This window comes from Nonomuraea sp. NPDC003214, from assembly GCF_053590035.1.
This window is the reverse complement of the sequence record NZ_JBSFSX010000004.1, coordinates 16634-33164: the sequence shown is the minus strand read 5'-3', so window position 1 is coordinate 33164 and position 16531 is coordinate 16634. Positions and strand designations below refer to the sequence as shown.

16 protein-coding genes are annotated in these 16531 nt (G+C 73.0%); 4 read left to right on the top strand and 12 right to left on the bottom strand.

What is annotated here, in order from left to right; genetic code table 11:
- Nucleotides 1-46: 46 nt before the first annotated feature.
- The 3 genes from ACWDXC_RS12570 to ACWDXC_RS12560 form a co-directional block, all read right to left on the bottom strand.
- On the bottom strand, nucleotides 47-514 hold the full coding sequence (locus ACWDXC_RS12570; RefSeq protein WP_449981073.1) for a Rieske (2Fe-2S) protein: 468 nt from the start codon (nucleotides 512-514) through the stop codon (nucleotides 47-49).
- A gap of 47 nt (nucleotides 515-561) precedes the next feature.
- Nucleotides 562-1032 (bottom strand): Rieske (2Fe-2S) protein, encoded by a 471-nt coding sequence (locus ACWDXC_RS12565; RefSeq protein ID WP_449981071.1) that lies wholly within the window; start codon nucleotides 1030-1032, stop codon nucleotides 562-564.
- Between the two features lie 106 nt (nucleotides 1033-1138).
- Entirely contained in the window at nucleotides 1139-1543 is a 405-nt protein-coding gene (locus ACWDXC_RS12560; RefSeq protein WP_449981069.1) for a Rieske (2Fe-2S) protein, read from the bottom strand.
- Nucleotides 1544-1754: 211 nt separating this feature from the next.
- On the opposite strand from ACWDXC_RS12560, the gene ACWDXC_RS12555 reads away from it, so the two are divergent.
- Together ACWDXC_RS12555 and ACWDXC_RS12550 are read left to right on the top strand one after the other, a co-directional pair.
- Nucleotides 1755-2921: an alkaline phosphatase PhoX gene (locus ACWDXC_RS12555; RefSeq protein ID WP_449981067.1), complete on the top strand. Its 1167-nt coding sequence runs from the start codon at nucleotides 1755-1757 to the stop codon at nucleotides 2919-2921.
- Nucleotides 2922-2984: 63 nt separating this feature from the next.
- Nucleotides 2985-3848 (top strand): SGNH/GDSL hydrolase family protein, encoded by an 864-nt coding sequence (locus ACWDXC_RS12550; protein ID WP_364169934.1) that lies wholly within the window; start codon nucleotides 2985-2987, stop codon nucleotides 3846-3848.
- Between the two features lie 69 nt (nucleotides 3849-3917).
- On the opposite strand, the gene ACWDXC_RS12545 is transcribed toward ACWDXC_RS12550, so the two are convergent.
- The gene (locus ACWDXC_RS12545; protein WP_449981064.1) at nucleotides 3918-5138 is read right to left on the bottom strand and encodes a PucR family transcriptional regulator; all 1221 of its coding nucleotides are present in this window, start codon (nucleotides 5136-5138) and stop codon (nucleotides 3918-3920) included.
- A gap of 77 nt (nucleotides 5139-5215) precedes the next feature.
- A complete protein-coding gene (gene uvrA / locus ACWDXC_RS12540; protein ID WP_219509912.1) occupies nucleotides 5216-8056 on the bottom strand; it encodes an excinuclease ABC subunit UvrA in 2841 nt (946 codons plus the stop codon).
- Between the two features lie 234 nt (nucleotides 8057-8290).
- Here uvrA and ACWDXC_RS12535 point away from each other — a divergent pair, with 234 nt between their 5' ends.
- Nucleotides 8291-9067 (top strand): maleylpyruvate isomerase family mycothiol-dependent enzyme, encoded by a 777-nt coding sequence (locus tag ACWDXC_RS12535; RefSeq protein ID WP_449981062.1) that lies wholly within the window; start codon nucleotides 8291-8293, stop codon nucleotides 9065-9067.
- On the top strand, nucleotides 9064-9720 hold the full coding sequence (locus ACWDXC_RS12530) for an MBL fold metallo-hydrolase (RefSeq protein WP_219509910.1): 657 nt from the start codon (nucleotides 9064-9066) through the stop codon (nucleotides 9718-9720). The genes ACWDXC_RS12535 and ACWDXC_RS12530 overlap by 4 nt, the downstream gene beginning before the upstream one ends.
- 14 nt (nucleotides 9721-9734) lie before the next feature.
- Here ACWDXC_RS12530 and ACWDXC_RS12525 read toward each other — a convergent pair whose 3' ends face one another.
- The 7 genes from ACWDXC_RS12525 to ACWDXC_RS12495 all read right to left on the bottom strand — a co-directional run bounded on the left by ACWDXC_RS12525 (nucleotide 9735) and on the right by ACWDXC_RS12495 (nucleotide 16530).
- A complete protein-coding gene (locus ACWDXC_RS12525; RefSeq protein ID WP_449981059.1) occupies nucleotides 9735-9998 on the bottom strand; it encodes a hypothetical protein in 264 nt (87 codons plus the stop codon).
- Nucleotides 9999-10076: 78 nt separating this feature from the next.
- Nucleotides 10077-10898, bottom strand: coding sequence for a CDP-diacylglycerol--serine O-phosphatidyltransferase (pssA, locus tag ACWDXC_RS12520; RefSeq protein ID WP_219509908.1), 822 nt, complete (start codon nucleotides 10896-10898; stop codon nucleotides 10077-10079).
- Nucleotides 10885-11526, bottom strand: coding sequence for a phosphatidylserine decarboxylase (locus ACWDXC_RS12515; protein ID WP_219509907.1), 642 nt, complete (start codon nucleotides 11524-11526; stop codon nucleotides 10885-10887). Before ACWDXC_RS12515 ends, pssA begins: the two co-directional genes overlap by 14 nt.
- Before the next feature lie 111 nt (nucleotides 11527-11637).
- On the bottom strand, nucleotides 11638-12621 hold the full coding sequence (locus ACWDXC_RS12510; protein ID WP_449981057.1) for a TerC family protein: 984 nt from the start codon (nucleotides 12619-12621) through the stop codon (nucleotides 11638-11640).
- A 183-nt stretch (nucleotides 12622-12804) separates the two neighbouring features.
- Nucleotides 12805-13920, bottom strand: coding sequence for a glycosyltransferase family 4 protein (locus ACWDXC_RS12505; protein ID WP_449981055.1), 1116 nt, complete (start codon nucleotides 13918-13920; stop codon nucleotides 12805-12807).
- 80 nt (nucleotides 13921-14000) lie between these two features.
- Nucleotides 14001-15608 (bottom strand): murein biosynthesis integral membrane protein MurJ, encoded by a 1608-nt coding sequence (gene murJ / locus ACWDXC_RS12500; protein ID WP_449981053.1) that lies wholly within the window; start codon nucleotides 15606-15608, stop codon nucleotides 14001-14003.
- Between the two features lie 70 nt (nucleotides 15609-15678).
- Nucleotides 15679-16530: a hypothetical protein gene (locus tag ACWDXC_RS12495; protein WP_357586628.1), complete on the bottom strand. Its 852-nt coding sequence runs from the start codon at nucleotides 16528-16530 to the stop codon at nucleotides 15679-15681.
- Nucleotide 16531 lies beyond the last annotated feature (1 nt).

Sequence of the window (16531 nt, the reverse complement as noted above, 5' to 3'; positions counted from 1 at the left end):
TGCCCCCGGGCAGGCACGACGGGTAGGCACGGCGGGCAGGGGTGGGTCAGGCGAGGGAGATCTGGTCGCCTTCGACCTTGATCTGCCGGGCGGGCAGCGCCTCGGTCGCGGGGCCCTGGGCCACGGAACCGTCCTCGATCTTGAACTTGCTGCCGTGGCACGGGCAGTCGATGGTGCCGTTCTCCACGCTCGCGACCGGGCAGCCCTTGTGGGTGCAGTCGGCGCTGAACGCCTTGAACTGGCCCTCCGCCGGCTGGGTGATGACGATCTTCTGCTCCTTGAAGATCGTCCCGCCGCCGACGGGGATGTCGGAGGTCTTGGCCAGCCCGCCCTGCGGCGCGCTCCCGGCGGACGCGGTGGGCGCGGTGGGCGCGGCGGGCGCGCTGGTCGCGGTGGTGGCGGTGGTCGCGCCGGTCGTGCCGCTGTCGCCGCCGCACGCGGTCAGGGCCACGGCCAGGCCACTCGCGCCCACCCCGGCGATCACCGCTCTGCGGCTCTGAAGGTCTCGTCCCATGCCGGCCAGCCAACCGCATCCAGGTGAGAATTCGATGAAGAACCCCTTTAGCCCAGCCTGATCTTGCCGCCGGACACGGTGATCTTCTTCTCGGCGAGCGGCTCGGTGGCCGGGCCCTCCGCCACGGACCCGTCCTCGATCCTGAACTTGCTGCCGTGGCACGGGCAGTTGATCGTCCCGCCGACGACCTCGGCGACCGTGCAGCCCGCGTGGGTGCACGTCGCGGTGAACGCCTTGAACTCGCCCTCGACCGGCTGGGTGACGACGACCTTCTGCTTGTCGAAGATCACGCCCTCGCCGGCGGGGATGTCGGCGGTCTCGGCCAGCGCCTTCGGCTCTTTCTTCTTCTTGGGCGCGGCCTGCGACTCCTCGGCGGGCGGCTCCTCGGCCGCGTCGACGGCGGCGTCGACGGCCGCCTCCCCGGTGGGCTGCCCGTAGGCGGCGCAGGCGGTCAGGACCGCGGCCAGCCCGGCGCCTCCGGCTCCGAACACCACCGCCCGGCGCGTCGTATCGGTCATGGTGCGTCCTTCCAGGTTTCGGGTCTCACTCGCAGGTACGGCCGGCGGCCGTGAGCCGGTTCAGCCTCCCGCGCCCCGATCCCGGGAACCACGCACAATTACCCGTTCACACCACCACGATGCCGTCGCCCTCGACCTTGACCGCGTAGGGCGTCAGCGGCCCCTGCGCCGGCCCGCTCAGCACCGCGCCGGTGTCGGCGGCGAACTCGCTGCCGTGGCACGGGCACCGCATCACGTTGTCCTCGGGCGAGCCGACCGCGCATCCGCGGTGCGGGCAGCTCGCGCTGTACGCCTTGAAGACGCCCTCCGACGGCTGCGCCACCACGATCTTCCACTTGCCGATGACCTTGCCGCCGCCCACGGGCACGTCGGCGACCTTGGCGATGACGTGGCCCTTGACCCCGGGCGTCTGGCGTGTCCTGGCGTCACCGGTGCCGCACGCGCCGAGCGCCACCCCGCACGCCATCACCCCGGCAGCTCCCAGCGCCTCACGCCGGCCGACTCCAGGCATGGCGGAGCCCCCCTCCATGATCGATGACCCCCTGCAGGTCACGGTTCACCCTAGGGGCGGTGATGTCCGGTCCGGTAAGCGGGTGCGGGTGCGGGCTTTGTGACGGGTCACAGCGGCGGCCCGCCGACTTTGCCGCGCCGTCCAATTCACAGGATGCCGCCGACGGATCATCGTGTGCTGCGAACGCCCTCACGCACGCACGGGAGTCGCCATGCAGCGTCGCACGTTCCTCCGCACCGTCTCCGCCGGGCTGGGCGCCGTCGCCTTCTCGGGCGCCCTCTGGCACGAGGCGGCGACGTCGGCGAGCAGGTCGGCGAGCACGTCGGCGGTCGCCGCGGGCGCGAGCCCGTACGGCCCGCTCGGCCCGCCGGACGCGAACGGCGTCGCGCTGCCCGCCGGGTTCACCAGCCGGGTGGTGGCCAGGACGGGCCACCCGATCGGCGGCACGCTGTGGCACCCGGCGCCCGACGGCGGCGCCTGCTTCGCCGCGGGGGCGGGCTGGATCTACGTGTCCAACTCGGAGGTGCCGCTGGTCGGCGGCGCGACCGCGATCCGGTTCCGCCCGGACGGCTCGGTCGAGCGCGCCTACCGCATCCTCGACGGCACCAACGTCAACTGCGCGGGCGGCCGTACGCCGTGGAACACGTGGCTGTCCTGCGAGGAGATCTTCCGGGGCCGCGTGTACGAGACCGACCCGTACGGTGAGCGCGCGGCACGGTCGCGGCCCGCGATGGGCCGGTTCAAGCACGAGGCGGCGGCCTGTGACCCGGACCGGCGGGTCGTCTACCTGACCGAGGACGAGTCCGACGGCTGCTTCTACCGGTTCGTCCCGGACACGTGGGGCGACCTGTCCAGCGGGCGGCTGGAGGTGCTGTGCGGCGACGCGGCCGGCGGCCCGGTGGAGTGGCGTCCGGTGCCCGACCCGGCGCCCGGCGTGCTGGAGCGGCAGACGCGCCACCAGGTGAGCGCCGCCCGGCACTTCGACGGCGGCGAGGGCTGCCACTACGCGGCCGGGATCTGCTACTTCACGGCCAAGGGCGACCGCAAGGTGTGGGCGTACGACGCCGTGCGGCAGAGCCTGAGCTGGGTCTACGACGGCGGCGGGACGCTCGACGGCGTCGACAACATCACCGGCGCGCCCACCGGCGACCTGTACGTGGCCGAGGACGGCGGCAACATGGAGATCAACATCATCACGCCCGACGGCGTGGTGGCGCCGGTGCTGCGGCTCGACGGCCACGGCGGCTCGGAGATCACCGGGCCCGCGTTCTCCCCGGACGGCACCCGCCTCTACTTCTCCTCGCAGCGCGGCACCAGCGGCGAGCGCGCCGGCACCGGCGGCATCACCTACGAGGTGACGGGCCCGTTCCGTCACTGATCCCTCTTGCCCGGCCGCCGTCACCCCGCGGCGGACCCCCACCCCCCACCGAAGGATGCCCGCATGCTCCGACGAACGACGGTCGCGCTCGCCGCCGCCCTGCTGCTGGCCGGCCTGGCTCCCCCCGCCCACGCCCAGCAGGGCGAGTCCTACGTCGCGCTGGGCGACTCGGCCGCCGCCGGGCCGCTCGTGCCCGACCAGGTGCTGCCCGACCTGGGCTGCCTGCGTTCCGACCGGAACTACCCGCACCTGACCGCGCGGGCGCTCGGCGTGGCGTCCTTCCGCGACGTCACCTGCTCGGGGGCCAAGACGCGGCACATGTACCAGCCGCAGGAGACCGAGCTGGGCTCGGTGCCACCCCAGCTCGACGCGCTGCGCCCGGACACCACGCTGGTCACCGTGCACATCGGCGCCAACGACGTCGGCCTGACCGGCTTCATCGAGGACTGCCTCAACCTGCTGCCGCCGCCCGTCGGCGACGCCTGCTACAACGACTACACCGACGAGAACGGCCAGGACACCTGGCGGGTCAAGACCGAGGCGCTGCGCCCGACGCTCGTCACGCTGGCCGGCGACATCCGGGCCCGCTCGCCGCAGGCGCGGATCTTCCTGGTCGGCTACGCCACCTACGCCCGGCCGGACGGCTGCTACCCGCGCGTCCCGATCATCCGGCAGGACGCCAACTACATCCGGGCGACTCTGATGTACTTCAACCGGATGCTCGCCGAGCAGGCCGCCGCCGCCGGGATCGGCTTCATCGACCTGCAGACGCCCAGCGCCGGCCACGACCCGTGCGCCTCCCCCGGGGTGCGCTGGATCGAGCCGTACATCCCGGCCTCGCCCGCCGCGCCGTTCCACCCGAACGCGCTGGGCATGCGCAACTTCGCCACCATCGTCACCGGAGCCGTCACCTCCGCGGCCCGCTGACCCGCCCTGGCACGCGCTCGAGACCGGCACGCGCCCGGGACCGGCACCCTCCCAGACCCGGGCGCGCTCTCAGGCCCGGCGGCCGAGCTGCCGCCGGGCCGTCAGCGCGGCCCCGATCCGCTGGAGCTGGGCCGGGTCCATCGGGTCGAGCCCCGTCAGGCTCACCGCCCGGCGCAGCCGGTAGTCGACGGTGTTCGGGTGGACGTGCAGCAGCTCGGCGGTCCGCCGCCGGTCCAGCCCCGTGTCCAGGTACGCGGTCAGCGTCCGCAGCAGGTCGGGATGGGCGCCGAGCGGGTCGAGCAGCCCGGCGAGCCCGGCCACGGCGGCGCTGGGCCGGGTCAGCTGATACTCCAGCAGCACGTCGGCCAGCCGGTGCGCCCCCGGCGGCAGCCCGGCCCCGCGCGCGACCTCCAGCACCTCCTCGGCCAGCTTGGCCGCCTCGGGCACGCCCGCCGGCTCGGCCCACTCCGCCGCCGCCCACACCGGCGCCCCGGCGGCCCGCGCGGCCTCCGCGACCATCTCGCCGACCTCGCACCAGGCCGGCTCCTCGGCGAGCGGCACGAGCACCAGCCCGCCGGTGGCGTCGAGCGCCGACAGCACCTGCTCGGCGGCGTGCCGCTGGACGGCCGTGCGGACCCGGTGCAGCTTGCGCCGCCCGGCGATGGCGCGGCTCACCCGGTCGCTGGCCTCGTCGGGGTGCGCGCCCAGCGCCGTGGCCACCACCAGGTAGCCGGGCGCCAGCCGCACCCCGGCCAGCGCCGCCCGGTCGCCCGCCAGCAGCGCCGAGACGGTGGCGTGCATGGCGTGCTGCTCCTGGCTGAGCATCGCCTCCCGCTCCCCCAGGTACGCGCCGCACACGGCGGACGTGACGGTGCCCGTGTAGGAGAGGATGAGGCGGTTGGCGGCCAGCACGTCGTCCAGGTCGCCTGGGCCGGCGAGCGCGAACAGGTGCTCCCACACCCGGGTCACCCCCAGGTGGTAGGCCGACAGCAGCGCGTCCAGCGGCACCCCCTCCTGCGCCCGCCGCGCCGCCGACGCCCGCAGCGGCGCCAGCTCGGCGCGGGTCGGCGGGCGCCGCTCCCGGAACATCCCGCAGATCATGCGCAGGTTGTGCACGGTGATGCCGGTGATGTCGCCGTCGAGCTCCTCGCGGGGCAGCCGCCGGTAGAGCGGGATCTCCTCGGCGAACGCGGCGACCAGCTCCCTGGCCAGCCGCACCGCCTGACGCTCCAGGAGCTCGTGCACCGGGCACCCGCCCAGCGTGAGCGCCCGGAGCGCATGATCCGCCACGGTCAGACCCTGTCAAATCCCCCGTCGGTAAACAAGGCACCCAACCGTGGCGCTATCGCATCCGCGTTCCCGCGTCGTCAGGACCCCAGGAGCTTGCGCAGGAAGCGGCCGGTGTGACTCTCGTCCACCTGGGCCACCTCCTCCGGCGTGCCGGCCGCGACCAGCGTGCCGCCGCGGGAGCCGCCCTCCGGGCCCATGTCGATGATCCAGTCGGCGGTCTTGATGACGTCGAGGTTGTGCTCGATGACGATGACCGTGTTGCCGCCGTCGACGAGCCGCCCCAGCACGCCCAGCAGCCGCCGGATGTCCTCGAAGTGCAGCCCGGTCGTCGGCTCGTCCAGGACGTAGACCGTCCGGCCCGTCTGCCTGCGCTGCAGCTCGGAGGCCAGCTTGACGCGCTGCGCCTCGCCGCCGGACAGCGTCGTGGCCGGCTGGCCGAGCCGCACGTAACCGAGGCCCACGTCGTTGAGCGTCTGCAGGTGGCGCTTGATCGCCGGGATCGCGTCGAAGAAGGCGAGCGCCTCCTCGATCGGCATGTCGAGCACCTCGGAGATCGTCTTGCCCTTGTAGTGGACCTCCAGCGTCTCCCGGTTGTAGCGGGCGCCGTGGCAGACCTCGCACGGGACGTAGACGTCGGGCAGGAAGTTCATCTCGATCTTGATGGTGCCGTCGCCCGCGCACGCCTCGCAGCGCCCACCCTTGACGTTGAAGCTGAACCGGCCCGGCTGGTAGCCGCGCACCTTGGCCTCGGTCGTGGCCGCGAACAGCTTGCGCACGTGGTCGAACACGCCGGTGTAGGTGGCCGGGTTGGAGCGCGGGGTGCGCCCGATCGGCGACTGGTCGACGTGCACGACCTTGTCGACCTGGTCCATGCCGTTGACCCGGGAGTGGCGGCCCGGCACCGTGCGGGCGCCGTTGAGCTCCTTGGCCAGCGCGTTGTAGAGGATGTCGTTGACCAGCGTCGACTTGCCGGACCCGGACACGCCGGTCACGGCGGTGAACAGCCCGAGCGGGAAGTCGATGTCGACGCCCTTGAGGTTGTGCTCGCGCGCGCCCTTGACGGTGATCTGCCGCTTCTTGTCGCGCTTGCGGCGCTTGGCGGGCACGTGGATGCTCCGGCGGCCCGACAGATACTGCCCGGTCAGCGACTCCTCGCTGTTGAGCAGGTCCTGGACGGTGCCGGAGACGACGACCTGGCCGCCGTGCTCGCCCGCGCCCGGGCCGATGTCGACCACCCAGTCGGCGGCGGCGATGGTGTCCTCGTCGTGCTCGACCACGATGAGCGTGTTGCCCATGTCGCGCAGCCGGATCAGGGTGTCGAGCAGCCGCATGTTGTCGCGCTGGTGCAGCCCGATGGACGGCTCGTCGAGCACGTACAGGACGCCGACGAGGCCGGAGCCGATCTGCGTGGCCAGCCGGATGCGCTGCGCCTCGCCGCCCGCCAGGGTGGCGGCGGCGCGGTCCATGCTCAGGTAGTCGAGGCCGACGTCGAGCAGGAAGCCCATCCGCGCGTTGATCTCCTTGACCACCCGCTCGGCGATGTGCATGTCGCGGTCGGACAGCTTGAGCGCGGCCAGGAACTTGGCGCACTCGCCGATCGACATGGACGCGACCTCGGCGATCGACTTGCCCGCGACCGTGACGGCCAGCGTGACCGGCTTGAGCCTGGCCCCCTTGCACGCCGGGCAGGGGATCTCACGCATGTAGCCCTCGAAGCGCTCGCGCGTCGAGTCGCTCTCCGCCTCGGCGTGACGGCGCTGCACCCACGGGATGACGCCCTCGTAGGTGGTGTAGTAGGAGCGCTGGCGGCCGTAGCGGTTGGCGTAGCGGACGTGGACCTGCTCGTCGTGGCCGAACAGCAGCGACTTCTGCGCCTTCTTCGGGAGCTTGTCCCACGGCGTGTCGAGGGTGAAGCCCATGGTGTGGCCGAGCGCCTCGACGAGCCGGACGAAGTATTCGCTGGTGTGGCCGCCGGACCAGGGGTGCAGCGCGCCGTCGCGCAGCGTGCGCTCGGGGTCGGGCACGACGAGGTCGGGGTCGACCTCCATCTTGGTGCCCAGACCGGTGCACTCCGGGCAGGCGCCGAAGGGCGAGTTGAAGGAGAACGAGCGCGGCTCCAGCTCCTCGAACGACAGGTCGTCGTAGGGGCAGTAGAGGTGCTCGGAGTAGAAGCGCTCGCGGCCCGGGTCGTCCTCGGGCAGGTCGACGAACTCCAGCGTGATCGTGCCGCCGGACAGCTGCAGCGCCGTCTCGACCGAGTCGTTGAGCCTGCGCCGCGACGACTCCTTGACCGAGAGCCGGTCGACGATGACCTCGATGTCGTGCTTCTCGTACTTCTTCAGCACCGGCGGCTCCTCCAGCCGCACGACGGTGCCGTCGACCCGGGCGCGGGCGAAGCCCTTGGTCTGCAGCTCGCGGAACAGCTCGGCGTATTCGCCCTTGCGGCCCCTGATGACCGGGGCCAGCACCTGGAAGCGGGTGCCCTCCTCCAGGTCCATCACCCGGTCGACGATCTGCTCCGGCGTCTGCCTGGCGATCGGGCGCTCGCACACCGGGCAGTGCGGCTTGCCGATGCGCGCCCACAGCAGCCGCAGGTAGTCGTAGACCTCGGTGATCGTGCCGACCGTGGAGCGCGGGTTCTTGCTGGTGGCCTTCTGGTCGATCGACACCGCGGGCGACAGGCCCTCGATGAAGTCGACGTCGGGCTTGTCCATCTGCCCGAGGAACTGCCGGGCGTAGGCCGACAGGGACTCGACGTAACGCCGCTGCCCCTCGGCGAAGATCGTGTCGAAGGCCAGGCTCGACTTGCCGGAGCCGGACAGGCCGGTGAAGACGATCATCGCGTCTCGCGGCAGGTCGAGCGAGACGTCCTTGAGGTTGTGTTCACGTGCGCCACGCACGATCAGGCGGTCAGCCACGGCGATCCCGATGTCGAAAAGGCGGATAGGTCCACGGGGGATGGTAGACGGGGGCTCCGACAATTTCGGCAGGGCCGCATACCGCCCTGGCGAAAATCCGTCCCTCCCAGGTTACGGCCTGCGCCCACCCGGGCAGGAGGCCTTTCCCTGTCAACGCCATATCAACGCCGCGACCTGCGGCTTTATGCCCGTCCGGCGCTGGCACCCGACCTCCGGATGATGAAATATCCCCTTATGACCGCCCTTCAGAGCTTGCGTGCCGAGCTGACCGAGGCGACGTCCGGGCTGCTCGCCACGGCCGCCTCCCTGTCCGACGCCGACGTCGCCGCCCCCTCCCGGCTGCCCGGCTGGTCGCGCGGCCACGTCCTCACGCACCTCGCCAGGAACGCCGACAGCCTCGTCAACCTCCTCACCTGGGCGCGGACCGGCGTCCCGACACCGCAGTACCCGGACGCGCGGGCGCGCGAGGCGGGCATCGAGGCCGGCTGCCACCGGCCCGCCGCCGAGCAGCTCGCCGACCTGCGCGAGAGCGCCGGCCGCCTGGACGCCGCCGCCGACGCCGTCCCCGAGCCCGCCTGGGGCACCCCGGTCGGCGGCCTGCGCCCGCCGCACCACCCCGCCTGGTACGTCCTGGTACGCCGCCTCCGTGAGGTGGGGCTGCACCATGCCGACCTGGGCGCCGGCTACGGCCCGGCCGACTGGCCCGAGACGTTCGTCCGACGCGAGCTGCACGACTGCCTGCGCACCTGGCCGCACGACCTCAGCACGGTGAGCGCGGTGCGGTTCGTCACCCCCGCGAGCGGCCCGGTCGCCGCCGGGTGGGAGGGGCTCGGCGACGGTCCGGTGGTCGAGGGCGCGCCGGCCGACGTGCTGGCCTGGCTGACCGGCCGCTCGGCAGGTGAGGGAGTTAAAGTGGTGCCCGAGGGACGGCCGTGCCCGCCGCCACCGCCGTGGCTGACCACGACCGCGCCCGCTGACCTGCCCGCGACGCCCCCGAAGGACTACCCATGACCTACACCGGCGACGTCCAGGTAGGCGGCCCCGCCGACGTGCGGGAGCTGCCCGATCTGACGATCTGCAAGCTCGCCGTCGGCCCGTACGAGAACAACGCCTACCTGCTGCGCTGCACCGAGACGGGCGACGGCCTGCTCATCGACGCGGCGGCCGAGCCCGACCGGCTGCTGGCCCTGATCGCCGACCAGCCGATCAGCGCGATCGTCACCACCCACCAGCACGGCGACCACTGGCAGGCGCTGGAGCAGGTGCGCAAGGTGACGGGCGCCAAGGTGCTGGCCCATCCGCTGGACGCGCCCGGCCTGCCGGTCCCGGCCGACCGCCTGGTCGAGCACGGCGACCGCATCGCCGTCGGCGTCGTCACCCTGGAGGCGATCCACCTGCGCGGCCACACGCCGGGCTCGATCGCCCTGCTGTACGACGGCGGCGAGGGCAACAAGCACCTGTTCACCGGCGACTCGCTGTTCCCCGGCGGCGTCGGCAACACGTGGAAGGACCCGGAGCGCTTCGAGCAGCTCTACACCGACGTGGTGGAGCGCGTCTTCGACCGGCTGCCCGACGACACGTGGGTCTACCCGGGCCACGGCAAGGACACCACGCTGGGCGCCGAGCGCCCGTCCCTTCCCGAGTGGAAGGCCCGGGGCTGGTAGCTGCCGGAAGAGGGTCAGCGGCGGGCCAGGACGCGCACGATGCGCTCGGCCGCCGGCCCCGGCTGGTCGGCCTGCCCGACCAGCTCGCCCCACGACCAGCGGTAGAACCATCCGCCCTGGAGCGGCACGCAGTCGACGGTCTCGGCCAGCAGCGCGGTGCCGGGATCGCTGACCCGCAGCACGGGCGGGTCGGCTCTCAGCGTGGCGGTCAGCCCGCGCCGCTCCAGCTCGGCGGCGAGCTTGCCGAGGAAGTACGTGCGCGTGTGCTCGACCGGCATGGCTCCATCAAAGCCGAAGGCGCCGGAGAAGTCCCGCTTCTTCCGGCGCCCCTGCTCAAATGCTCACTGCCCGAATGGTCACTGCCCGATGCGGGAGGCCTCACGGCGCAGTTCGCGCTTGTAGAAGAGCATCCGCAGCGGGATGGCCGCGACGAGCGCGATCTGCATGGTGGCGCCGATCTTGATCGGCAGGTCACCGCCCTCGGGCCAGGCGACCCAGAAGGTGAGGAACGCGACGTTCACCATGATCCATCCGAGGACCACGGCGGCGAGCTGCCCCTTGGGCTTGGGGTACTCGATCCGGCTGACCATGAGCCAGGCCACGCCCAGCACGGCCAGCAGCGACCAGATCCCCGGCTCGAACAGCAGCACGATCGAGATCACGGTCATCGCGCCCATGGGGATCGGCAGTCCCATGAAGTCGCCGCTCTTGGTCTTGACGCAGGCGAAGCGCGCCAGCCGTACGACACCGGCGACGAGCACGGCCGCGGCGGCGCCCACCACGGCGAAGAACGGCACCTGGTGGGTGAACCCGCCCCAGATCACGACCATGAACGCGGGCGCGAACCCGAAGCTGATGACGTCGGCCAGGTTGTCGAGCTCGGCGCCCATCGCGGAGGCGCGGAAGCGCCGCGCGACGAGCCCGTCGAACAGGTCGCAGGTGGCGCCGATGAGCAGCAGCACCACGGCCGTGGCGAAGTAGCTGGGCGCCGGGGTGAAGCTCCCGTCGGTGCGCAGCGCCTCGATGGCCGAGGCGGCCAGCACGCACACGGCCAGGAAGCCGCACAGCGCGTTGCCCAGGGACAGGGAGTCGGCGGCGGACAGGCGGAACGCCTTGCCGACCGGGCCGCGAGGTTCTTCCTCTTCGGCCGGCCAGCCGCCGGCGTCAGCTGTGGTCAATTCTGGTCACCCCCGCAACCGTCTTCTCGCCCACGGACACCGCGGGTGAGATCCCTTCGGGAAGGTAGATGTCGACCCTGGATCCGAGCCTGATGAGCCCGATCCGCTCGCCCTGCGCGACCTTCGCCCCAGCGGTCAGGTACGGCACGATCCGGCGCGCGACCGCGCCCGCGATCTGCACCATCTCGATGTCGCCGAGCGTGGTCTCGAAATGCCACACCACGCGCTCGTTCTGGTCGCTGTCCTTGTTGAAAGCCGGCAGGAACCCACCTGGCACATGCTGCACGGAGGTGACATTTCCCGCAAGTGGCGCCCGATTGACGTGGACGTTCAGCGGGCTCATGAAGATCGCGACCCGGGTGCGGCCGTCCGGCCACGGGTCGACGCTCTGGACGACCCCATCGGCCGGTGACAGGATCCGCCCCTCGCCCGGCCTGCGGTCGGGGTCGCGGAAGAACCAGAGCATTCCACCGGTGAGGGCGCCCAGCGGCACGGCCGCGAGCGCCCAGCGACGGTCCCGTCGCGTCAGGAACGCGGTGGCGGCCGCCGCGGCCGCCGTCGGGAGGAGCCACGGGGAGACCCCGCGTGCGAGCCTGACACGGCCCGGCTTGGCAGAATCGACTGACACGTACAACCTTTGGATGGTGACTGGAACGGAAGCGCTTTGCCGTGATGCTACAGAACGCACAACTATGACACGACGCAACTACACCAGCAAAGCGCCTCGAAAGCCGTTTTTCTAGACCTGCTCCGAGTGGGTTTCCTCGCTCTTGCGGGTGTCCCTGCGGGCCTTGACCAGGCTCGCCACGGTGGTGATGACCATCGTGGCGCCGATGACCGACAGCGAAACCCAGATCGGGATCGCCGGGGCCCAGGAGAACCCGCTGTGGTGCAGAGCCTCCAAAATCAGCTTAACCCCGATGAAGCCCAGAATGAACGCCAAACCATAACTGAGGTAGACCAGGCGCTGCAGCAGCCCACCGAGCAGGAAGTAGAGCTGACGCAGTCCCATCAGGGCAAAGGCGTTGGCGGTGAAGACGATGAAGGGGTCCGTGGTGAGCCCGAAGATCGCCGGAATCGAGTCGAGCGCGAACAGCAGGTCGGTGCTGCCGATGGCGATCATGACGATCAGCATCGGCGTGACCATGCGCTTGCCGTCGATCTTGACGGTGACCTTGGACCCGACGTAGCCGTCCGTGGTGGGGAAGGCCCGCCGCACCCAGCGGAGCAGGACGTTCTCGGGGACCTGCTCCTCTTCGCCCTTGACGTGCTGGCGGACGATGTTGATCGCGGTGTAGACGAGGAACGCGCCGAAGACGTAGAACAGCCAGCCGAACCGCTCCAGCGCCGCGGCGCCGAGCGCGATGAAGATGCCCCGCATGACCAGGGCGAGCAGGATGCCGACGAGCAGCACCTTGTGCTGGTACGCCTTCGGCACGGCGAACCGGCTCATGATGATGAAGAAGACGAACAGGTTGTCGACGCTGAGGCTGTATTCGGTGATGTAGCCGGCGAAGAACTCGCCCGCCTTCTCCGGCCCCGTCGTCACCCAGAGGATCACCCCGAAGATCACGGCCAGCGTGATGTAGAAGGTGACCCAGAATCCCGCCTGGCGCATCGAGAACTCGCGGGCTTCACCGCGGTCGACGATCCACAGGTCGATGGCCAGGACGAGCAGGAGCCCGCCGATCACGACGATCCAGGCCCACAATGGTTCGCTCACGTTGTATTACCTCCGGCATACACGTCAGAACGCCGGAGGTCTCTCCCGCCCGCTGGGCATGGCGGACCGGCAGCCCCGGGGGCCCCATGGAGCGGGACTGCACCGTGATGACGAGGCTGCCGCGAAGGGATACTCCCCTCCCTTAACGCACGCAGTATACGAGAACGCGAAAGGCTCACCTAATCATCCAGATGATGTTGACGAACCGTAGGCGTCCAGCACCGCCCGCACGGCGTCGTCCTCATCCGGCAGCTCGGCGCCACGCCGGGCCGCCGCCGCGGCCAGTCCGGCCGCCTTCTCAGGATCGGCGATCACTTCCTGTACGGCCGCGCGCAGGGCGGGCACGTCACCGTAGGGCACGAGCGCACCGGCGTCGCCGACGAGCTCGGGGATGCCGCCGACGGCCGTGGCGACCACCGGGCGTCCGGCCATGAGGGTCTCGCTGAGGCTGAGCGGCTGCCCCTCCCACCGGCTGGGCCACACGGCCACGGCGGCGGCGGCCAGCAGGTCGGGCACGTCGTCCCGGTTGCCCAGCAGCACCACGGGCAGCCCGTCACGGTCGATCCGGCGCTGCAGCGTCTCGCGCAGCGGGCCCTCCCCGGCGATCGCGAACAGCGGCTCGGGCCCCGGCCACGGCCCGGCGGCTGCGTCGAGCAGGGTCTCCAGCCCCTTCTGCTGGGCCAGCCTGGCGATGGTGAGCACGACGGGCCGCTCCCCGGCCCCCAGCTCGGCGCGCACCTCGGCGGCGGGCCGCCCGGCGGGGCGCGGCACTGGCGCGGGCACCACCGCGGCCCGCACGTCCCGCGCCCCCAGGGCCCGCATCCGCTCGCCCAGGTCGGGCGAGACGACCAGCACCCGGTCGGCCAGCCGCGCCACGATCCGCTCCAGCACCCCGTACACCAGGCCGACCGTCCCGCCCGCGGTGAGCGCGTTGTGCAACGTCACCACCAGCCGCGGCCGCCGCCGGCCCCGGGACGGGACGCGCCCGAGCCCGGCCAGGGTGAGCCCGAGCCCGGCCAGGGCCCCGGCGCGCAGGCCGTGGGCGTGCACGACGTCCGCGCCCCGGGTGAGCCGCCCGGCGGCGAGCACCGCCCGCGCGTCGGCGAGCGGCCTGGGCCGGTCGGTGACCTCCACCTCCGCAAGCCGCGCCCCCGCCTCCCGGAACGCGAACCCCTCCCCGACCTCGCGCGGCGCCACCACCAGCACCCGGTGCCCGCGCCGCACCAGGCCCCGGGCCAGCATCGCCACGTGCCGCCCGGTCCCGCCGGACGTGGTCCCCAGCACGAACGCCACCCGCACAGCCGCTCCTCCGCTCACTCGCCCGCCTACCTCATCCACCCACTGGCCCGCCCGTCGGCCCGCCCGCCGGACCGCCCACCTCATCCGCCCGCCGGCCCGTCCGCCGGCCCGCCTCGGCGGCGCAGCAGCGCGGCCACGGCGGCGGCGTCGGCGCGGTCCACGAGCGCCACGACGCCCACTCCCGCCGCCAGCGCCACCACGGCCGCCAGCAGCGTGCCCGCCACGCTCCCCCACGTCCCGGCCCCGCCGAACAGCCCGGCGACCCAGCCGCCCGCCACGAACCCGGCCCCGCCCCCGGCGAGCGCCGCCGCCCCGGCCCGGCCCAGCCCGGCGATCGCCGCGGCCCCCCGCGCCCGTACGACGGACGCCAGCAGCAGCGCCCCGCCGGCGGTCATGCCCGCGCTCATCCCCAGCGCCAGCCCCGCCACCTGCCACTCGCGCGGGAACGCCAGCGCGAACCCGGTCTGGGCCACGATCACCACGCCCCACCCGGCCACCGTCCCGGCCGCGACCGCCCGCCCGCGCCCGGCGGCGTACAGCACCCGGCTGAGGTGCGCGATCAGCCCGTAGCCGATCAGCCCCGGGGCGAACAGCGCGACGGCCCGCGCCAGCTCCACCGGTGACACGGTCGTCTTGGCTCCCAGGAACACCACGGCCCCCGGCCCGGACGCCGCCGCGAGCACCCCGGCCGCCACCCCGGACACGAGCACCACGGCCCGGGTCGTGCGGGCGGCGAGCTCCGCGAACGCCGCCCGGTCCCCCTCCACGGCCGACAGCCGGGGGAAGGCGCTGGTGGCGATGGGCACGGCGAGCACCGCGTACGGCACCAGGTAGATCGCCCACGCGTAGTTGTAGACGGCCAGCGCCCCGCCGCCGATCACGTTGTTGGACAGCGCCAGCACCCCGGCCATGGCCGCCTGCTGGGCGAGCAGCGCCGCGATGCCCGCCAGCGCCAGCCGCCGCACCCGCACGGCCACCCCGCCGGGGAAGCGGAACACGGGCCGCCACCGCAGCCCGAGCCCCGCCACCGGCCCGGCGACGGTGAGCACGAGCGCCAGCACGCCGAGGCTGGTGCCGACGGACAGCGCGAGCTCCGCCGCGAGCGGCACCTCGGCGCTTCCGGCCCGGCCGTCGCTGAGCGGCACGAACAGCAGGTACGCCACGATGACCACGAGGCTCGACACGAGCGGCGCCACGGCGGGCCCGGTGAAGCGGTGGTGCGCCTGCAGCACGCCGTAGAGCACGACGACCACGCCGTAGAGCGGGATCTGCGGCGCGAAGACGACCAGCATCCGGGTGGCGACCGCGTGCATCTCGCAGTCGCCGCCGCCGAACAGCCCCATGATCGGCCCCGCCAGCAGCGCGGTCAGCACCGCCACGGGGACGAGCACGACCAGGGTCCAGGTCAGCAGCGCCGAGCCGATCCGGCCGGCCCGCTCGCGGTCGCCCGTGGCGGCGGGTTCGGCGAGCACCGGCACGACCGCCCCGGCCAGGGCGCCGCCGACGACCACCTCGAAGACGATGTTGGGGATCTGGTTGGCGGTGAAGTAGGCGCTGGTCAGGCAGTTGGTGCCGACCGTCTGGGCCAGGGCGTACTGCTTGGCGAAGCCCGCGACGCGGGCCAGCACGGTGATCACCGCGATGAGCAGCGCGCCTCCGGCCACGCCGCGCGCCAGCCGTGGGGTCACGCCCTGCCCGCCTCTCCGGTCATTCCGGACATCATGGCAGGCCGTACGGACAGGCGCGTCACACGGTCTCTCAGACGGCGTCGGCGGGGCGGCGGCCGAGCAGGTCGAGCCGGTTGAGCACCGGGTTGCCCGCGATGACCTTGGTGAAGCTGATCTTCTCGGAGGCGGCGGTGAGCGCGGCGACGGTGCCGAGCAGGACGAGCCTGCCGGGGCGGCCGAGCCGGGTGACGGCGGCCAGGCCGAGCAGCGCGCCGAGCGCGTTGGCCCCGGCGTCGCCGAGCATGGCGCGCTCTCCGAGGTCGTCGGGCAGCAGCGCGGCGGCGGCGCCCAGCGGCACGGCGGCCAGCGCGGCGGTCGCCGGTGAGCCGCCCGCTACCGCGCTGACCAGGAGGGGGCCGCCGGTGAGCAGGCCGACCTTGATGGCGCGGCCGGGCCGCAGGTCGAACAGGTTGGCCAGGTTGGCGGCGCCCGCGATGGCGGCGCCGTTGACGAGCGTGTCGGCCGGGCCGCGGGAGACGAGCGCGGCGGCGCCGAGCCCGGTCGCGCCGATGCCGAGGATCTTGACGGCGCCGCTGGTGACCTCGCCGCGGGCCAGAGCGGTCAGATGGCCCTTGAAGCCCTTGGAGGAGGTGGTGCCGTAGAGGTCGTCGTAGGCGCCGAGCGCGCCGCTGCCCGCCCCGGCGAGCAGCGCGGCCGCCCGTACCCGGGGCGGCAGGCCGGGCGCGAGCGCGGCGGCCGCTCCCGCCCCGGCCACGAACGCGGGCCCTTCGAGCAGCGTGACGGCCTCGCCCCGGTGGTTCTTACGGGTCCAGCGGCTGCCCGGGTCGACGCCGCGCGCCCGGGTGAACGCGGTGTAGGCGGCGCGGGCGGCGGCGGCGCCGATCGCGGCGCCGGCGACGGCGTAGAGCAGGCTGCGGGCCATG